The sequence below is a fragment of the Pseudomonas fontis genome, assembly GCF_028656955.1.
Taxonomy (GTDB): domain Bacteria; phylum Pseudomonadota; class Gammaproteobacteria; order Pseudomonadales; family Pseudomonadaceae; genus Aquipseudomonas; species Aquipseudomonas fontis.
This window is the reverse complement of sequence record NZ_JAMDGY010000010.1, coordinates 30935-46804: the sequence shown is the minus strand read 5'-3', so window position 1 is coordinate 46804 and position 15870 is coordinate 30935. Positions and strand designations below refer to the sequence as shown.

General features: G+C 62.2%; 13 protein-coding genes. All 13 read right to left on the bottom strand.

The annotated features are described in order from the left end of the window. Nucleotides 1-9 precede the first annotated feature (9 nt). Nucleotides 10-1017 (bottom strand): NADH-quinone oxidoreductase subunit NuoH, encoded by a 1008-nt coding sequence (gene nuoH / locus M5G11_RS02875; protein ID WP_273912226.1) that lies wholly within the window; start codon nucleotides 1015-1017, stop codon nucleotides 10-12. Beyond that, nucleotides 1014-3728, bottom strand: a complete 2715-nt coding sequence (gene nuoG, locus M5G11_RS02870) for an NADH-quinone oxidoreductase subunit NuoG (RefSeq protein WP_273912225.1) — start codon at nucleotides 3726-3728, stop codon at nucleotides 1014-1016. Before nuoG ends, nuoH begins: the two co-directional genes overlap by 4 nt. A 133-nt stretch (nucleotides 3729-3861) precedes the next feature. After that, a complete protein-coding gene (nuoF, locus tag M5G11_RS02865) occupies nucleotides 3862-5223 on the bottom strand; it encodes an NADH-quinone oxidoreductase subunit NuoF (protein ID WP_273912224.1) in 1362 nt (453 codons plus the stop codon). Continuing rightward, nucleotides 5220-5717: an NADH-quinone oxidoreductase subunit NuoE gene (nuoE, locus tag M5G11_RS02860; protein ID WP_273912223.1), complete on the bottom strand. Its 498-nt coding sequence runs from the start codon at nucleotides 5715-5717 to the stop codon at nucleotides 5220-5222. The genes nuoF and nuoE overlap by 4 nt, the downstream gene beginning before the upstream one ends. Nucleotides 5718-5719: 2 nt before the next feature. Then, nucleotides 5720-7501 carry an NADH-quinone oxidoreductase subunit C/D gene (gene nuoC / locus M5G11_RS02855; RefSeq protein ID WP_273912222.1) on the bottom strand — a complete coding sequence of 594 codons (1782 nt, stop codon included), beginning with the start codon at nucleotides 7499-7501 and terminating at the stop codon, nucleotides 5720-5722. Between the two features lie 77 nt (nucleotides 7502-7578). Then, the gene (locus M5G11_RS02850; protein WP_273912221.1) at nucleotides 7579-8256 is read right to left on the bottom strand and encodes an NADH-quinone oxidoreductase subunit B; all 678 of its coding nucleotides are present in this window, start codon (nucleotides 8254-8256) and stop codon (nucleotides 7579-7581) included. A 10-nt stretch (nucleotides 8257-8266) separates the two neighbouring features. After that, on the bottom strand, nucleotides 8267-8680 hold the full coding sequence (locus M5G11_RS02845; protein ID WP_116551515.1) for an NADH-quinone oxidoreductase subunit A: 414 nt from the start codon (nucleotides 8678-8680) through the stop codon (nucleotides 8267-8269). Nucleotides 8681-9039: 359 nt separating this feature from the next. Beyond that, nucleotides 9040-9702 (bottom strand): lysoplasmalogenase, encoded by a 663-nt coding sequence (locus tag M5G11_RS02840; protein WP_273912220.1) that lies wholly within the window; start codon nucleotides 9700-9702, stop codon nucleotides 9040-9042. Nucleotides 9703-9946: 244 nt separating this feature from the next. Beyond that, nucleotides 9947-11272, bottom strand: coding sequence for an isocitrate lyase (aceA, locus tag M5G11_RS02835; protein ID WP_273912219.1), 1326 nt, complete (start codon nucleotides 11270-11272; stop codon nucleotides 9947-9949). A gap of 524 nt (nucleotides 11273-11796) precedes the next feature. Next, nucleotides 11797-12561, bottom strand: a complete 765-nt coding sequence (locus M5G11_RS02830; protein ID WP_273912218.1) for a secretin N-terminal domain-containing protein — start codon at nucleotides 12559-12561, stop codon at nucleotides 11797-11799. A 103-nt stretch (nucleotides 12562-12664) separates the two neighbouring features. Next, on the bottom strand, nucleotides 12665-13099 hold the full coding sequence (locus M5G11_RS02825) for a GNAT family N-acetyltransferase (protein ID WP_273912217.1): 435 nt from the start codon (nucleotides 13097-13099) through the stop codon (nucleotides 12665-12667). Then, nucleotides 13092-14258, bottom strand: a complete 1167-nt coding sequence (locus M5G11_RS02820; protein WP_273912216.1) for a ribosomal protein uL16 3-hydroxylase — start codon at nucleotides 14256-14258, stop codon at nucleotides 13092-13094. The genes M5G11_RS02825 and M5G11_RS02820 overlap by 8 nt, the downstream gene beginning before the upstream one ends. An 82-nt stretch (nucleotides 14259-14340) precedes the next feature. Next, on the bottom strand, nucleotides 14341-15711 hold the full coding sequence (gene purB / locus M5G11_RS02815) for an adenylosuccinate lyase (protein ID WP_273912215.1): 1371 nt from the start codon (nucleotides 15709-15711) through the stop codon (nucleotides 14341-14343). Nucleotides 15712-15870 lie beyond the last annotated feature (159 nt).

Here is a 15870-nt window from a genome sequence, read left to right as displayed (position 1 = left end):
GTCAAATCCTCACTGGGCCGCAACAGCTGGCGTGTTCATCAACACGATCGCAGCGGTCACCAGCATATTGATCAGGGTCAGCGGCAGGCAGAACTTCCAGCTGAAGTCCATCACCTGGTCATAGCGTGGGCGCGGGATCGAGGCGCGCAGCAGGATGAACAGCATGATGAAGAACGCGGTCTTCAGGGCGAACCACAGGAACGGAACTTGCGGCAGGATGCCGAACGGACCGTGCCAGCCACCGAAGAACAGAGTTACCAGCAGCGCCGAGATCAGGATGATGCCGATGTACTCACCGACGAAGAACATGCCCCATTTCATGCCGGCGTATTCAATGTGGTAGCCGTCGGCCAGTTCCTGTTCCGCTTCCGGCTGGTCGAACGGGTGACGGTGAGTCACGGCGACGCCAGCGATGAAGAAGGTACAGAAGCCGAAGAACTGCGGAATGATGAACCACAGGTTTTGCGCCTGGTAGTCAACGATGTCGCGCATGTTGAACGAGCCGACCTGGATCACGATGCCCATCAGCGCCAGGCCCATGAACACTTCGTACGACACGGTCTGCGCCGATGCCCGCAGGCTGCCGAGCAGGGCGTACTTGTTGTTCGACGACCAGCCGGCGAAGAGCACGGCATACACCGACAGGCCGGCCATGGCGAAGAAGAACAGCAGGCCGATGTTCAGGTCCGCGACGCCCCAGGTCGGGGTGATCGGGATGATCGCGAAGGCAATCAGCAGGGCGCTCATGGCCACGACCGGTGCCAGGGTGAAGATCATCTTGTCGACGAAGGGCGGGTTCCAGTCTTCCTTGAAGAACATCTTCAGCATGTCGGCTGCGATCTGGAACATGCCGAACGGGCCGACGCGGTTCGGACCGTAACGGTCCTGCCACCAGCCCAGCAGGCGTCGCTCGACGAAGCTGAGCAGCGCGCCGCAGACCACCACCGCCAGCAAGACGACGATGGCCTTGACCACGGTGATGATCACATCGATCACTTCGGGGGTGAACCAGGTCATTGTGCTGCCTCCTGCAGGCCTTCGACGGATGCACCGAAGATGGCGGGCGGAATGCCGGCCAGGCCTTTGGGCAGGGCAACCAGGCCTGCGCCCAGTTCTTCATTGATGCGCAGCGGCAGACGCAGGGTCTGGCCAGCCACGTTCAGGCTGAGCATGGCGCCATCGTTGACACCCAGGCGGTCCGCTTCGGACTTGGCCAGGCCAACGTAGGCCTGCGGGATGCGCTCTTGTACCGGAGCGGCGCGCGAGGAGTTCTCTTCGCTGCCGAACAGGTGGTAGAACGGCACCGCCTGCCAGGTGCCACGGGCCGGGGAGAAGGCGCCCGGAACGCTGGCGAACCAGTTCAGCTTGTCGCCCTGGGACTCGATCAGGCGAGTGCCCGGGTCGCCTGCGCGCAGGTGACCACCGACTTCATCCTGAAACTTGTTCCAGGCCTGTGGCGAGTTCCAGCCCGGCGACCAGGCGAACGGCACCTGTTGACGCGGTTCGGCCGAGCCCGAGTAACCTTCCATGGAGAAGGCGAACGCGGTGTCCTTGTCCTGCGGGGTACGCGGTTCGTGCACGCTGATGTTGGCGCGCATGGCGGTACGACCGGAGTAACGCAGCGGCTCACGGGCGAGTTTCATGCCCTTGATGCGGAACGCGGCGGACGGTGCTGCGCTGACGATGCCGGCCAGTTGCGGGGTGGCCATCGAGCAAGCGTTGGTGACGTGGTCCAGTTGGGTCCAGTCGACCGGCTTGTTCAGCAGGGTGGCACGCAGGGCGTGCATCCAGCGCCAGCCTTCGTGCACCAGGATCGAGGCGTCCAGGTACGTCGGGTCGAACACCTGGAAGAAGCGCTGGGCGCGGCCTTCCTGGCTGACCAGGGTGCCGTCGCCTTCGGCGAACGAGGCCGCCGGCAGGACCAGATGGGCACGTTCGGTGGTCGCGGTCTTCTGGTGGTCGGCAACGATCACCACCTTGGCAGCGGCCAGGGCAGCGTCGACCTTGGCGGCCGCAACGCGGCTGAACAGGTCGTTCTCGAGCACGACGATGGCGTCGGCTTTACCGGCGATCACGGCGTCCAGGGCGGCGTCGATGGACTCGCCACCGAGCATGGCCATGCCCAGGCTGTTGGCTTCCGGAACCACCAGGCTCAGCGAGCCGGCTTTTTCGCGCAGCTTGAGGGCCTTGGCGATGTTCGCGGCGGCTTCGATCAGGGCCTTGGAGCCCAGCGAAGTACCGGCAACGATCAGCGGACGGTTGGCCGCGACCAGGGCGTCGGCGATGCGCTTGGCCAAGGCCAGGGCGTCGTCGTCCAGGCCTTCAACAGCCGGGGCGCTCGGGTCGATGGCGTGGGCCACGGCGAAACCGATACGGGCCAGGTCATCTGGCGCTGCGTGTACGCATTCTTCAGCGACGTCGTCGAGCTTGGTTTCAGCCAGGCTGGCGATGAACAGCGGGTACATGGCGTGCTGGCCGATGTTCTTCACGGCCGCATCCAGCCAAGGCTGTACGCGCATGGCATCGGCCATGGCTTCGGCCTTGCCCTTGACCGACTGGCGCAGGGCCAGGGCAACACGGGCTGCGGTCTGGGTAAGGTCTTCACCCAGCACGAAGACGGCGTCGTGGTCTTCCATGTCGCGCAGGGTCGGCACCGGCAGCGGGCTGTCGTTGAGCACCTGCAGGGCCAGGCGCACGCGCTCCAGCTCACCGGCTTCCATACCCGAGTAGAAGTACTCGGCACCGACCAGCTCGCGCAGGCCGAAGTTGCTTTCCAGGCTGGCACGCGGCGAACCGATACCAACGATGGTACGGCCACGCAGCATGTCGGCGGCCTTGTCCAGCGCGGCGTCCAGGCTCAGCTTCTGGCCATCGGCGAGCAGCGGCTGACGTGGGCGGTCTTCGCGGTTGACGTAGCCATAGCCGAAACGGCCACGGTCGCAGAGGAAGTACTGGTTGACCGAGCCGTTGAAACGGTTTTCGATCCGGCGCAGTTCGCCGTAACGCTCACCCGGGCTGATGTTGCAACCGCTGGAGCAACCATGGCAGATGCTCGGGGCAAACTGCATGTCCCATTTGCGGTTGTAGCGCTCGGAGTGGGTCTTGTCGGTGAACACACCGGTCGGGCAGACCTCGGTCAGGTTGCCGGAGAACTCGCTCTCCAGGGCACCGTCTTCGACGCGGCCGAAGTACACGTTGTCGTGTGCACCGAATACGCCCAGGTCAGTCCCGCCGGCGTAGTCCTTGTAGTAACGCACGCAACGGTAGCAGGCGATGCAGCGGTTCATCTCGTGCGCGATGAACGGGCCGAGTTCCTGGTTCTGGTGGGTACGCTTGGTGAAACGGTAGCGGCGCTCGTTGTGGCCGGTCATTACCGTCATGTCTTGCAGGTGGCAGTGACCGCCTTCCTCGCACACCGGGCAGTCGTGCGGGTGGTTGGTCATCAGCCATTCGACGACGCTGGCGCGGAACACCTTGGCTTCTTCGTCTTCGATGGAGATCCAGCTGCCATCGGTGGCCGGGGTCATGCAGGACATGACGATACGACCACGGGTGTCGTTCTCGTCGGTGTACTGCTTGACCGCACACTGGCGGCAAGCGCCAACGCTACCGAGCGCCGGGTGCCAGCAGAAATAGGGGATGTCGAGGCCTAGCGACAGACACGCCTGTAACAGGTTGTCTGCGCCGTTGACTTCGAGCTCTTTGCCGTCTACGTGGATAGTGGCCATGGTTCAAAGTTCTTCGTTGGCCCGCGTGTGCGGGCGTGGCTAATGGAAAACTTGTGTGCCTGCAGCCCGCTGCGGGTATCCCCGGGCGAGCTGGCCAAGCAGCGGGTGGCACGGACCACCCGCGTTCTATTCGTTATGCGCCGACAACTATCGGCTTGGCCAGGTCCGGGCGCAGGGCTGCGGTGGACGTCGCAGCGATGCCAGCCTCGAATTCCGGGCGGAAGTATTTGATCGCACTGCCCAGCGGCTCGACCGCACCTGGGGCATGGGCACAGAAGGTCTTGCCTGGGCCGAGGAAACCGACCAGACCCAGCAGGGTCTCGATGTCGCCCTGCTGACCCTGGCCATTCTCGAGGGCACGCAGGAGCTTGACGCTCCACGGCAGGCCGTCGCGGCACGGGGTGCAGAAGCCACAGGATTCACGGGCAAAGAACTCTTCCATGTTGCGCAGCAGCGAGACCATGTTGACGCTGTCGTCGACCGCCATGGCCAGGCCCGTACCCATACGGGTCCCGACCTTGGCGATGCCGCCGGCGTACATTTGCGCGTCGAGGTGCTCGGGCAGCAGGAAACCGGTACCGGCGCCGCCAGGCTGCCAGCACTTGAGCTTGAAGCCGTCACGCATGCCGCCGGCGCAGTCTTCGAACAGCTCGCGGGCCGAGACGCCGAATGGCAGTTCCCACAGGCCGGGGTTCTTCACCTTGCCGGAGAAGCCCATCAGCTTGGTGCCGTGGTCTTCGCTGCCTTCGCGGGCCAGCGACTTGTACCAGTCGGTGCCGTTGCCGACGATGGCCGGCACGTTGCACAGGGTCTCGACGTTGTTCACGCAGGTCGGTTTGCCCCACACGCCCACAGCGGCCGGGAAGGGCGGCTTGGAGCGCGGGTTGGCGCGGCGGCCTTCGAGGGAGTTGATCAGTGCGGTTTCTTCACCGCAGATGTAGCGACCGGCACCGGTGTGGACGAACAGCTCGAAGTCGAAGCCGCTGCCGAGGATGTTCTTGCCCAGCAGGCCAGCGGCCTTGGCTTCTTCGACCGCGCGGGTGAGGTTGCGCGCTGCGGTGGTGTATTCGCCACGCAGGAAGATGTAGCCACGGTAGGTTTTCAGCGCGCGGGCGCTGATCAGCATGCCTTCGATCAGCAGATGGGGCTGTTGCTCCATCAGCATGCGGTCTTTCCAGGTGTTGGGCTCCATTTCATCCGCGTTGCACAGCAGGTAGCGGATGTTCATGGATTCGTCTTTGGGCATCAGGCCCCATTTGACGCCAGTCGGGAAGCCCGCACCACCACGGCCCTTCAGGCCGGAGTCCTTGACGGTCTGGACGATATCGTCCTGGGACATCTGCGCAAACGCCTTGCGGGCGGCGGCGTAGCCGTCCTTGGTCTGGTACTCGTCGAGCCACAGTGGCTCGCCGTCGTCACGCAGGCGCCAGGTCAGCGGGTGTGTCTCGGCGCTGCGCGCGATGCGGTTGGCCGGGCCGAAGGAAGTGATGGTCATGCGTAACCCTCCAGCAACTTGGAAACGCCAGCAGGCTGGACGTCGCCAAAGGTGTCGTCGTCGATCATCAGCGCCGGGGCCTTGTCGCAGTTGCCCAGGCAGCACACTGGCAGCAGGGTAAAGCGCCCGTCTGCGGTGGTCTGGCCCAGGCCGATGCCCAGCTCGCTCTGGATCTGGCTGACCACCGACTCGTGGCCACCGATGTAGCAGACCATGCTGTCGCAGACGCGGATGATGTGGCGACCGACCGGCTGGCGGAAGATCTGGCTATAGAAGGTGGCCACGCCTTCGACGTCGCTGGCAGGGATGCCGAGCACTTCGCCGATCGCGTAGACCGCGCCGTCCGGCACCCAGCCGCGCGCCTTCTGGACGATCTTCAGGGCTTCGATGGACGCCGCGCGCGGGTCCTCGTAGTGATGCATCTCGTGCTCGATGGCCGAGCGCTCGGTTTCGCTCAGGGCGAAACGATCGGTTTGGATAAGCGTGTTATTCATGCTTAGCGGTCCACGTCAGCCATAACGAAGTCGATACTGCCCAGATACGCAATGAGGTCCGCGACCATGCTGCCGCGAATCACCGAAGGGATCTGCTGCAGGTGCGGGTAGCTCGGGGTGCGAATCCGGGTGCGGTAGCTCATGGTGCCGCCGTCGCTCGTCAGGTAGTAACTGTTGATGCCCTTGGTCGCCTCGATCATCTGGAAGGACTCGTTGGCCGGCATGACCGGGCCCCACGATACTTGCAGGAAGTGAGTGATCAGGGTCTCGATGTGCTGCAGGGTGCGCTCTTTGGGCGGCGGCGTGGTCAGCGGGTGATCCGCCTTGTACGGGCCTTCCGGCATGTTGCGCATGCACTGGTCGATGATGCGGATACTCTGGCGCATCTCCTCGACGCGGACCATGCAGCGGTCGTAGGCATCGCCGTTGTTGGCCAGCGGTACTTCGAATTCGAAGTTCTCGTAGCCGGAGTACGGGCGCGCCTTGCGCAGGTCGAAGTCCAGGCCGGTCGAACGCAGGCCGGCACCGGTAACACCCCAGGCCAGGGCCTCTTTGGTGTTGTACTGGGCGACGCCGATGGTACGACCCTTGAGGATGCTGTTCTGCAGGGCGGCCTTGTTGTATTCGTCGAGGCGCTTTGGCAGCCAGTCGACGAAGTCCTTGACCAGTTTTTCCCAGCCGCGCGGCAGGTCGTGGGCGACGCCGCCGATGCGGTACCAGGCCGGGTGCAGGCGGAAACCGGTGATCGCTTCGATCACGGTGTAGGCGCGCTGGCGGTCGGTAAAGGTGAAGAACACCGGGGTCATGGCGCCGACGTCCTGGATATAGGTACCCAGGAACAGCAGGTGGCTGGTGATACGGAAGAACTCGGCCAGCATGACGCGGATCACGTCGACCTTCTGCGGCACCTGGATGCCCGCGAGTTTCTCGACGGCCATCACGTACGGCAGGTTGTTCATCACCCCGCCGAGGTAGTCGATACGGTCGGTGTAGGGAATGAAGCTGTGCCAGGACTGACGCTCGGCCATCTTCTCGGCACCACGGTGGTGGTAGCCGATGTCCGGGACGCAGTCGACGATCTCTTCACCGTCCAGCTGCAGGACGATACGGAACGCACCGTGGGCAGAGGGGTGGTTGGGGCCGAGGTTGAGGAACATGTAGTCCTCGTTCGCGCCCTGACGTTTCATGCCCCAGGCTTCCGGGTTGAAGCGCGCGGCTTCTTCCTCGAGCTGTTGCTTGGCCAGGTTCAGCGAGAACGGGTCGAACTCGGTGGCGCGCGCCGGGAAGTCCTTGCGCAGCGGATGGCCTTCCCAGGTGGGCGGCATCATGATGCGGGTCAGGTGCGGGTGGCCTGGGAAGTCGATACCGAACATGTCCCAGACTTCGCGCTCGTACCAGTTGGCGTTTGGCCAGATACCGGTCACGGTCGGGATGTTCAGGTCGCCTTCACTCAGGGCCACCTTGATCATCACGTCGCTGTTACGTTCTACCGACATCAGGTGGTAGAAGACCGTGAAGTCGGCACCTGGCAGGCCACGGCGCTGGATGCGCAGGCGCTCGTCGACGCCGTGCAGGTCGTACAGCATGCTGTACGGCTTGGCGACGTTGCGCAGGAAGTTCATCACGTCCATCAGTTTGGCGCGGGCAACCCAAAGCACCGGCATGCCGGTGCGGGTTTCCTGGGCGATGAACGCCTCAGGGCCAAAACGTTGGTTCAATTCGACAACCACATCCTGGTCGTCAGCCTTGTAAGGCGGAATATAAATAGCGGTGTCCGCTGTCATGGTCTCGGTCGCTTTCGGTCAACGGTGAGAATGAAGCCAGGCCGCCTGTTCAGGTGAACAGGCAGCAGGTCGCTGGATCAGACTTCGTCGGGGCTGCGCAGGTGGGTGACCTGGATGCGCTGTTCACGACGCTGCTCTTTCTGCGAAGGCATCTCGGCGCGGTATACGCCTTGATCGCCAACGACCCACGAAAGAGGGCGACGCTCCTTGCCAATCGATTCCTGCAACAGCATCAGGCCTTGCAGGAATGCTTCAGGGCGAGGCGGGCAGCCAGGCACATAGACATCCACGGGGAGGAATTTGTCGACCCCTTGAACGACCGAGTAAATGTCGTACATGCCGCCGGAGTTGGCGCACGAACCCATGGAGATGACCCACTTGGGCTCGAGCATCTGCTCGTACAGGCGCTGGATGATCGGCGCCATCTTGATGAAGCAGGTGCCGGCGATAACCATGAAGTCGGCTTGACGCGGCGATGCCCGGATGACTTCCGCGCCGAAGCGGGCGATGTCGTGGGGCGCCGTGAAGGCCGTGGTCATTTCCACGTAGCAGCAGGAGAGGCCGAAGTTGTAAGGCCACAGGGAGTTCTTACGTCCCCAGTTGACCGCGCCACTGAGCACATCTTCAAGTTTGCCCATGAAGATGTTCTTGTGGACCTGGTCCTCTAGCAGCGAGTCGGAGACGGTTTCCCGGTCACCGATTGGATACTGCTCGTTGGGCGCATCCGGGTCGATTCTGGTGAGATTGTATTGCATTGCCAAAGCCTCATTGTTTCAGCTTCGCTTGCCGCTTACGACGAGCTTCCGGAGCCCAATCAAGCGCCCCCACTCGATAAAGGTAGACAAGGCCTGCCAACAGAATTGCTATGAAAACGAGAGCTTCGACGAATCCGGTCCAGCCGCTTTCGCGGACGGACACAGACCATGCAAAGAGAAAGAGGGCTTCGATATCGAAGATCACGAAGAGCATCGCGACCAGATAGAATTTGGCGGATAGACGCAGGCGGGCGCCGCCTGTAGGCAGCATGCCGGACTCGAAGGGTTCGTTCTTGCTGCGGCCCCAGGCCTTGCTGCCGAGCAGGGCGGACAGACCGAGCATGAAGGCGCACAGGCCGACGACACCCAAAAGGAAAATGGCAAAGCCCCAGTTGTGGGCGATGAGTCCTGTCGAATCGGGCATGCTGAAAATCCTTAACAGAGAGCAGTGGTCTCTGAGCTTGAAAAGAAGTAGAGCAGTGACGATATGTCGCAGCGAAATCTATCGTGCTGATTTTATGGGTAAACCTGGTGCAAGTAAAATTTCTGCAGCAAATTTATTCGTAGCATTAAGAACAAAACCCTTTGCCAATGCCCTGCAGGCCACGTAATACGGGCATTGCCCCGCCTTTTGTTAATTATGTTTCTTGCCTGGCGTAATGAAAGCCAAGTTTCGTAATGATAATTGATATCATTTAAGGGCGACTGTTTAATCTGTACTGAACAGTGCGCTGTCAAGTTCATTTGCGTCGTCATCAACTGCAAGTTTCTACACCCTCCGTTCTAACAGCTTTTCGGTGTGGAGTTGGCGCTCTGGATCAATGCTTTGAGCGGTTGGCGGTGGTGCACCGAGGCGCTGATTGCCCATTGGCCGAGCCAGTAGGCGAGGATAATCAGGTACTGCGCTGCAGCGAACGGCCTGACGAAGCGGTCGATGCCGATCAGGCTGTCGGAAAACACGAAGGCCACTGCGCCCAGGGCAGCGAGGCCGGCGCAGGCCAGGGCGCGCCAGAGCATGGCGGTGATTGCCAGGGCGTACACGCTGACCGGAATCAGTAGCTCGCCCAGGCCGCCGCGGATCAACAGGTTGAGCAGCAGGCCACCGCACAGCAGTGAGGCTAGCAGCGCCCAGGGTGCGAGGTTGCGGTTTTGCCCTGTATAGGCGCGCAGGTAGGCCAGGTGGGCGCAGAGGAAGGCGGCGAGGCCGAACACGAACAGGTCGCCGGGCCAGGCTAGCAGAATGTCACCCAGTACCGAGAAGCCCAGGCCGGTGGCAATCCAGCGGCGGTAGCTGTCGTTGGGCGCGCTGCGCAGCCACAGCAGCAGGGCGAGCACGGGAATGGGTTTGACCAACAAGGCCAGTAGCGGATGCCCGCCAGCGAGTGCGTATATATAGAAGGCAGCGGCGCACAGCGCGATGCACAGCAGGGTGATGGGGCGAGACATGGCCGATCCTTGGAGTTCTTGTGCTGCAAGGATAGTCAATTGTGCGGGTTTGCGGGAGCGCTTCACCTGTGGGAGCCGGCGTTGCCGGCGATAGGCTGCGAAGCGGCCTGTCTTGGCAAGGCTGTGTCTTGCTTCGCCGGCAAGGCCGGCTCCCACGGTGGCAAGCCAGAAAGCACAAAACCCGGAGCCCCATCACAGGCCCCGGGTTTTGCGTGTTACCCGAATGTCAGCAACCGATCACTGATCAGTGGAACTGCTCTTCTTCGGTGGAACCGGTCAGCGCGGTTACCGAAGACTTGCCACCCTGGATCACGGTGGTCATGTCGTCGAAGTAGCCGGTGCCCACTTCCTGCTGGTGCGCCACGAAGGTGTAGCCTTTCGAAGCGTCAGCGAATTCCTGCTCCTGCAGCTTGACGTACGCGGTCATGTCGTTGCGAGCGTAGTCGTGCGCCAGGTTGAACATGCCGTGCCACATGTTGTGGATACCAGCCAGGGTGATGAACTGGTGCTTGTAGCCCATGGCCGACAGTTCGCGCTGGAACTTGGCGATGGTCGCGTCGTCCAGGTTCTTCTTCCAGTTGAAGGAAGGCGAGCAGTTGTACGACAGGATCTGGTCCGGGTATTCCTTCTTGATCGCCTCGGCGAAGCGACGGGCTTCTTCCAGGTCTGGCTTGGCGGTTTCGCACCAGATCAGGTCGGCATACGGCGCGTAGGCCAGGCCACGAGCAATGGCTTGATCCAGGCCGGCGCGGACTTTGTAGAAGCCTTCCGGAGTACGCTCGCCCAGGACGAACGGCTGGTCGTACGGGTCGCAGTCGCTGGTCAGCAGGTCAGCGGCGTTGGCGTCGGTACGGGCCAGGATGATGGTCGGTACACCGGCAACGTCGGCAGCCAGACGGGCAGCGGACAGCTTTTGTACGGCTTCCTGGGTCGGTACCAGTACCTTGCCGCCCATGTGGCCACATTTTTTCACCGAGGCCAGCTGGTCTTCGAAGTGAACGCCGGCGGCGCCTGCTTCGATCATGTTCTTCATCAGCTCGTAGGCGTTCAGTACGCCGCCGAAACCGGCTTCAGCGTCGGCCACGATGGGTGCGAAGTAGTCGATGTAGCCGTCGTCGCCCGGGTTCTTGCCGGCTTTCCACTGGATCTGGTCGGCACGACGGAACGAGTTGTTGATGCGCTTGACCACGGTTGGAACCGAATCCACCGGGTACAGCGACTGGTCTGGGTACATGGACTCGGCCGAGTTGTTGTCGGCAGCCACTTGCCAGCCAGACAGGTAGATCGCCTGGATACCGGCTTTAACCTGTTGTACTGCCTGGCCGCCGGTCAGGGCGCCCATGCAGTTGACGAAGTCTTTTTCTGGGCGGAAGGACGGGTGGGCACCTTTGGTTACCAGGTTCCACAGCTTCTCGGCGCCCATGCGGGCCAGGGTGTGCTCTGGCTGCACCGAGCCACGCAGACGTACGACATCAGCGGCAGAGTAGGTACGGGTCACGCCTTTCCAGCGCGGGTTCTCGGCCCAGTCTTTTTCAAGGGCTGCAATTTGCTGTTCGCGTGTCAGTGCCATGGAAGTAAACCTCGTCGCATAGGTCGGTAAAAAGTGTTCGCTCTGTCGGCTGCGCTGTTCATTACAGGGGCAGCACCGATGGCTCGCTCATCAGAAGCAGGCGCAAGTCGTGTCTGGCGAAATGTGCGACGGTTGAACGCTGGTGTTCGAAAGGGGAAGCAGGTAGGTCCCTGGTGCGGACTGTCGGGCAGGGTGGCTCGTGGATGCCGAACTGCTTCGATCAGGCGTTACCGTGTACCGTTTGATGCGCTTCCGTCCCTCGGGACAACTTCGTTCCAGTCGCAATCTCGTCAAACACGCCTTGTGGGCTGTACAGACACGAGTCGACTCAGGTGGGTGAGTTGGAGTGCGACTCGAAGGCCCTTGCCAGGGCCTCTGATTAGCGGGAGCGGGGCCATCATGCCTCTGCCATTTGTGGTCGTCAAATGTTTTGTAGTGCTTTTTTATCGCCACTACATCTTTGGTCTAATGAGACTCCCCAGTCAGTTTCAAGGCCTTTGGTCGAGGCCTTGATTTGCGCGGCTTCAGTCCAAAGCGTCGACTTTTACCCGCAATGTCATGTTTTCACCGCGTTGCGTGCTGTAACTCAGGGCGGAGGCGCTGCGCTCGGACTGGCTTTGCTGATTGACCCCTGCCAGGGTGATCCACTCACCGAGGCGACCGGTGACTTTTGTGTCGGTACTTTGTACTTTCACTACATCAGGACGTTCCTGGCTCATGCGGTCATTGTTTGTGCTGATGTTCAGGTGAACGGTTTCGCCGGAGACGTTTGCAGTGACATAAAAGCCCTGGGTGACGTTGCGATACTCGGTCTGGCTTTGCAGGCGACCATAGCCGTCAGTCTGGGTGCTGGTGATGGGAATGCTCTGGCCGACCTGGATCAGTGCCGGGGTGCCTTCGCTGGCTTGTACCTGTTGCAGGCCGCCTTCGCGGTTGGCCGTGCCATAGCGGATGACCCGGGCGTTGCCGCGGTTGTCCTGGAAATTGCTGTCGTTGTTGTCGACGCTGATCAGCAGGCGCTTGGGCGCGGTGTCGAGTTGTTGCAGCAGGGTGCGCAGCTCATCGATCTTCTTTGGTTCGGCGTTGACGATCAGCTTGTTTTCGAAGGTGCTGACGCTGCCGTCCTTGCCGATGAACGATTGTGCGGCGGGCAAGAGTTCGGCGCTGGTGCGGTGGTTGAGCGGCAGCACTTCGGTGGCGGCCAGCGCGCCGAGGCTGAAGGTCAATAGCAGGGAGGCGAGCAGGGGGCGTAGCGGCATGTCCATGATCTCCGCGGGTGGAGCGGACATGATGGCAAATTTGTGCAGGGTTTGGGGATTGTGTTGAATTCATCGCGGGGCCAGCCCGCTCCCACAGGGGTGTCTGTGGGAGCGGGCTGGCCCCGCGATGCATTTAGGCCATTTCTTTCGAATCGCGAACCATGTCCACGTGCGGGATGCCCGCCTCGAGGAACTCTTCGCTGACCACCTTGAAGCCCAGGCGTTCATAGAACGCGGTGGCATGCACCTGCGCCGTCAGCATCTGCTGCTTCAGGTCGCGGTTCTGCGCTTCGACGATGGCGGCTTGCATCAATGCATCACCGACTTTCAGGCCGCGCCAGTCCTTGAGCACCGAGACCCGGCCGATCTGGCCGTCCAGCACCAGGCGGGCGGTGCCGATGGCGAAGTCGCCTTCGTAGGCCAGGAAGTGGATCGCCACGTTGTCGTCAGCGTCCCACTCCAGTTCCGGTGGCACGGACTGCTCAAAGATGAACACCGCTTCGCGAATGCGACGGATGTCGGCGTTGTCCTTCTGCCAGTCGGCAATGCGCACCTGGATCTTATTCATTGGCAAACCCCAGGCTGCCTTGCTTGACCAGCTCGCAGATCAGCATCAGGCCTTGCTCTTCGCCCAGCCACTGGCCCAGGTTTTCGATATGCAGGGCGTCAGCCGCGCAGATCAGCTTGAGCAGCTCGCGCAGCTCGCCCGGCAGCAGACGGCTCTGGCCGCTGGCGAACAACAGCAGGTTGTCGTCGACTTCCGACCAGGCCAGGCGCGCGCTCGGGTTGCGGATCAGGATCGCGCCCTGTTCCAGGCTGTCGACCAGCTCTTCTTCGCTCAGCTCTTCGCCCGACACCAGTTCCGGGTAGCGCGGCTCGGTCATGAACTGGCCGAACCAGGTCAGCAGCAGGCGCTCGTCGCTCATGTGCTCGGCCAGCAGGCCTTTCAGGCGGTCCAGCGCGTCGTGCTGGATCTGGTGCGGGTCGGCGACCGGCTGGGCGTCGGCGTCGCTGTAGCGGTCTTCATCCGGCAGGAACTGGCTGAGGAAGTCGGTGAAGTGGGTCAGCACTTCAGCCGCGCTTGGTGCGCGGAAGCCGACCGAGTAGGTCAGGCAGTTGTCTTCGGCGATGCCGTAGTGGGCAAGGCGTGGCGGCAGGTAGAGCATGTCGCCTGGCTCCAGTACCCACTCGTCGGTCTGCTCGAAGTCGGCGAGGATGCGCAGGTCGGCGTGCTCCAGCAGCGGGCTGTCGCTGTCGCACATCTGGCCGACTTTCCAATTGCGCTTGCCCTGGCCTTGCAGCAGGAACACGTCGTAGTTGTCGAAGTGCGGACCCACGCTGCCACCTGGGGCGGCGAAGCTGATCATCACGTCGTCGATACGCCAGCTTGGCAGGAAGCGGAAGTGCTCCAGCAGCTCGGCCACTTCCGGCACGAACTGGTCGACCGCCTGGACCAGCAGGGTCCACTCGCGCTCCGGCAGTTCGCTGAAGGTGGACTCCTCGAACGGGCCGCGACGCAGCTCCCACGGGCGTTCGCCGTGCTCGATCACCAGGCGCGACTCGACTTCTTCTTCCAGGGCCAGGCCGGCCAGTTCGTCGGCGTCGATCGGGCTTTCGAAATCGGTGAAGGCCTGGCGGACCAGGAGGGGTTTTTTCTGCCAGTAATCGCGCAGGAATTCGCGCGCAGTCAGGCCGCCCAGAAGCTGCAGTGGAGTATCAGATTTCATGTGTAACCTATTGAAAAAAAGTAAATTTCCTTCAGCAATAAAAACGCCCGGCTCAGCCGGGCGTTCATACGCAGTGCGCTAATCAGACGCGCTTGGCTTGCGCCGCTGCGTTGCCGATGTAGTTCGCCGGAGTCAATTGCTTGAGCTCGGCGCGTGCCTCGGCAGGCATATCCAGGCCATCGATGAAGGTCAACAGTGCTTCTGGGCTGATGCCTTTGCCGCGGGTCAGCTCTTTGAGCTTCTCGTACGGGTTCTCGATGTTGTAGCGACGCATCACGGTCTGGATCGGCTCGGCCAGGACTTCCCAGCAGGCGTTCAGGTCGTCGGCGATGCGTGCTTCGTTGATTTCCAGCTTGCTGATGCCCTTGAGGCTGGCTTCATAGGCGATCACGCTGTGGGCGAAACCGACGCCCAGGTTGCGCAGCACGGTGGAGTCGGTCAGGTCGCGCTGCCAGCGCGAAACCGGCAACTTGCTGGCCAGGTGCTGGAACAGTGCGTTGGCGATACCCAGGTTGCCTTCGGAGTTCTCGAAGTCGATCGGGTTGACCTTGTGCGGCATGGTCGAGGAACCGATTTCGCCGGCAATGGTGCGCTGCTTGAAGTAGCCGAGCGAAATGTAGCCCCAGATATCGCGATCGAAGTCGATCAGGATGGTGTTGAAGCGGGCGATGGCGTCGAACAGCTCGGCGATGTAGTCGTGCGGCTCGATCTGGGTGGTGTACGGGTTGAACACCAGGCCCAGCTCGTCTTCGATCAGGGCGCGGGCGTTGGCTTCCCAGTCGACCTGCGGGTAGGCCGACAGGTGGGCGTTGTAGTTGCCTACCGCGCCGTTGATCTTGCCCATCAGGGGCACGGCCGCTACCTGGGCGATCTGGCGCTCCAGACGGTAGACGACGTTGGCCAGTTCCTTGCCCAGGGTGGTCGGCGAGGCTGGCTGGCCGTGGGTGCGCGAGAGCATCGGCACGTCGGCGAAGCGGTGGGCCAGTTCGCGGATCGACTCGGCGATCTGGCGCATCAGTGGCAGCAGCACGGTGTCACGGCCTTCGCGCAGCATCAGGGCGTGGGACAGGTTGTTGATGTCCTCGCTGGTGCAGGCAAAGTGGATGAATTCACTGACCTTGGCCAGCTCCGGGAGCTTGGCGGCCTGCTCTTTGAGCAGGTACTCGATGGCCTTGACGTCGTGGTTGGTGGTGCGCTCGATCTCTTTGACGCGCTCGGCGTGCTCGAGGGCGAAATCATCGGCCAGGCCGTTCAGTACCGCGTTGGCTTCGGCGGAGAACGCCGGCACTTCGGCGATTTGCGGGTGGGCGGCCAGGCGCTGGAGCCAGCGAACTTCGACCAGGGCGCGGAAGCGGATCAGGCCGTATTCGCTGAAAATTGGGCGCAGGGCCTGGGTTTTGCCGGCGTAGCGGCCGTCAACAGGGGAAACCGCAGTGAGCGAGGAAAGCTGCATGGGGTGTTCTCGGACAGTCGGGCAACGAAAAGGGCGCATATCATACATGAAAAACGCACCCGGGTCGGGAGGCTGACAAAAGGTCCTGTGGGAGCCGGCCTTGCCGGCGATGGGTAGCACTCGATTTGCGGTGCGCTCATCGCCGGCAAGGCCGGCTCC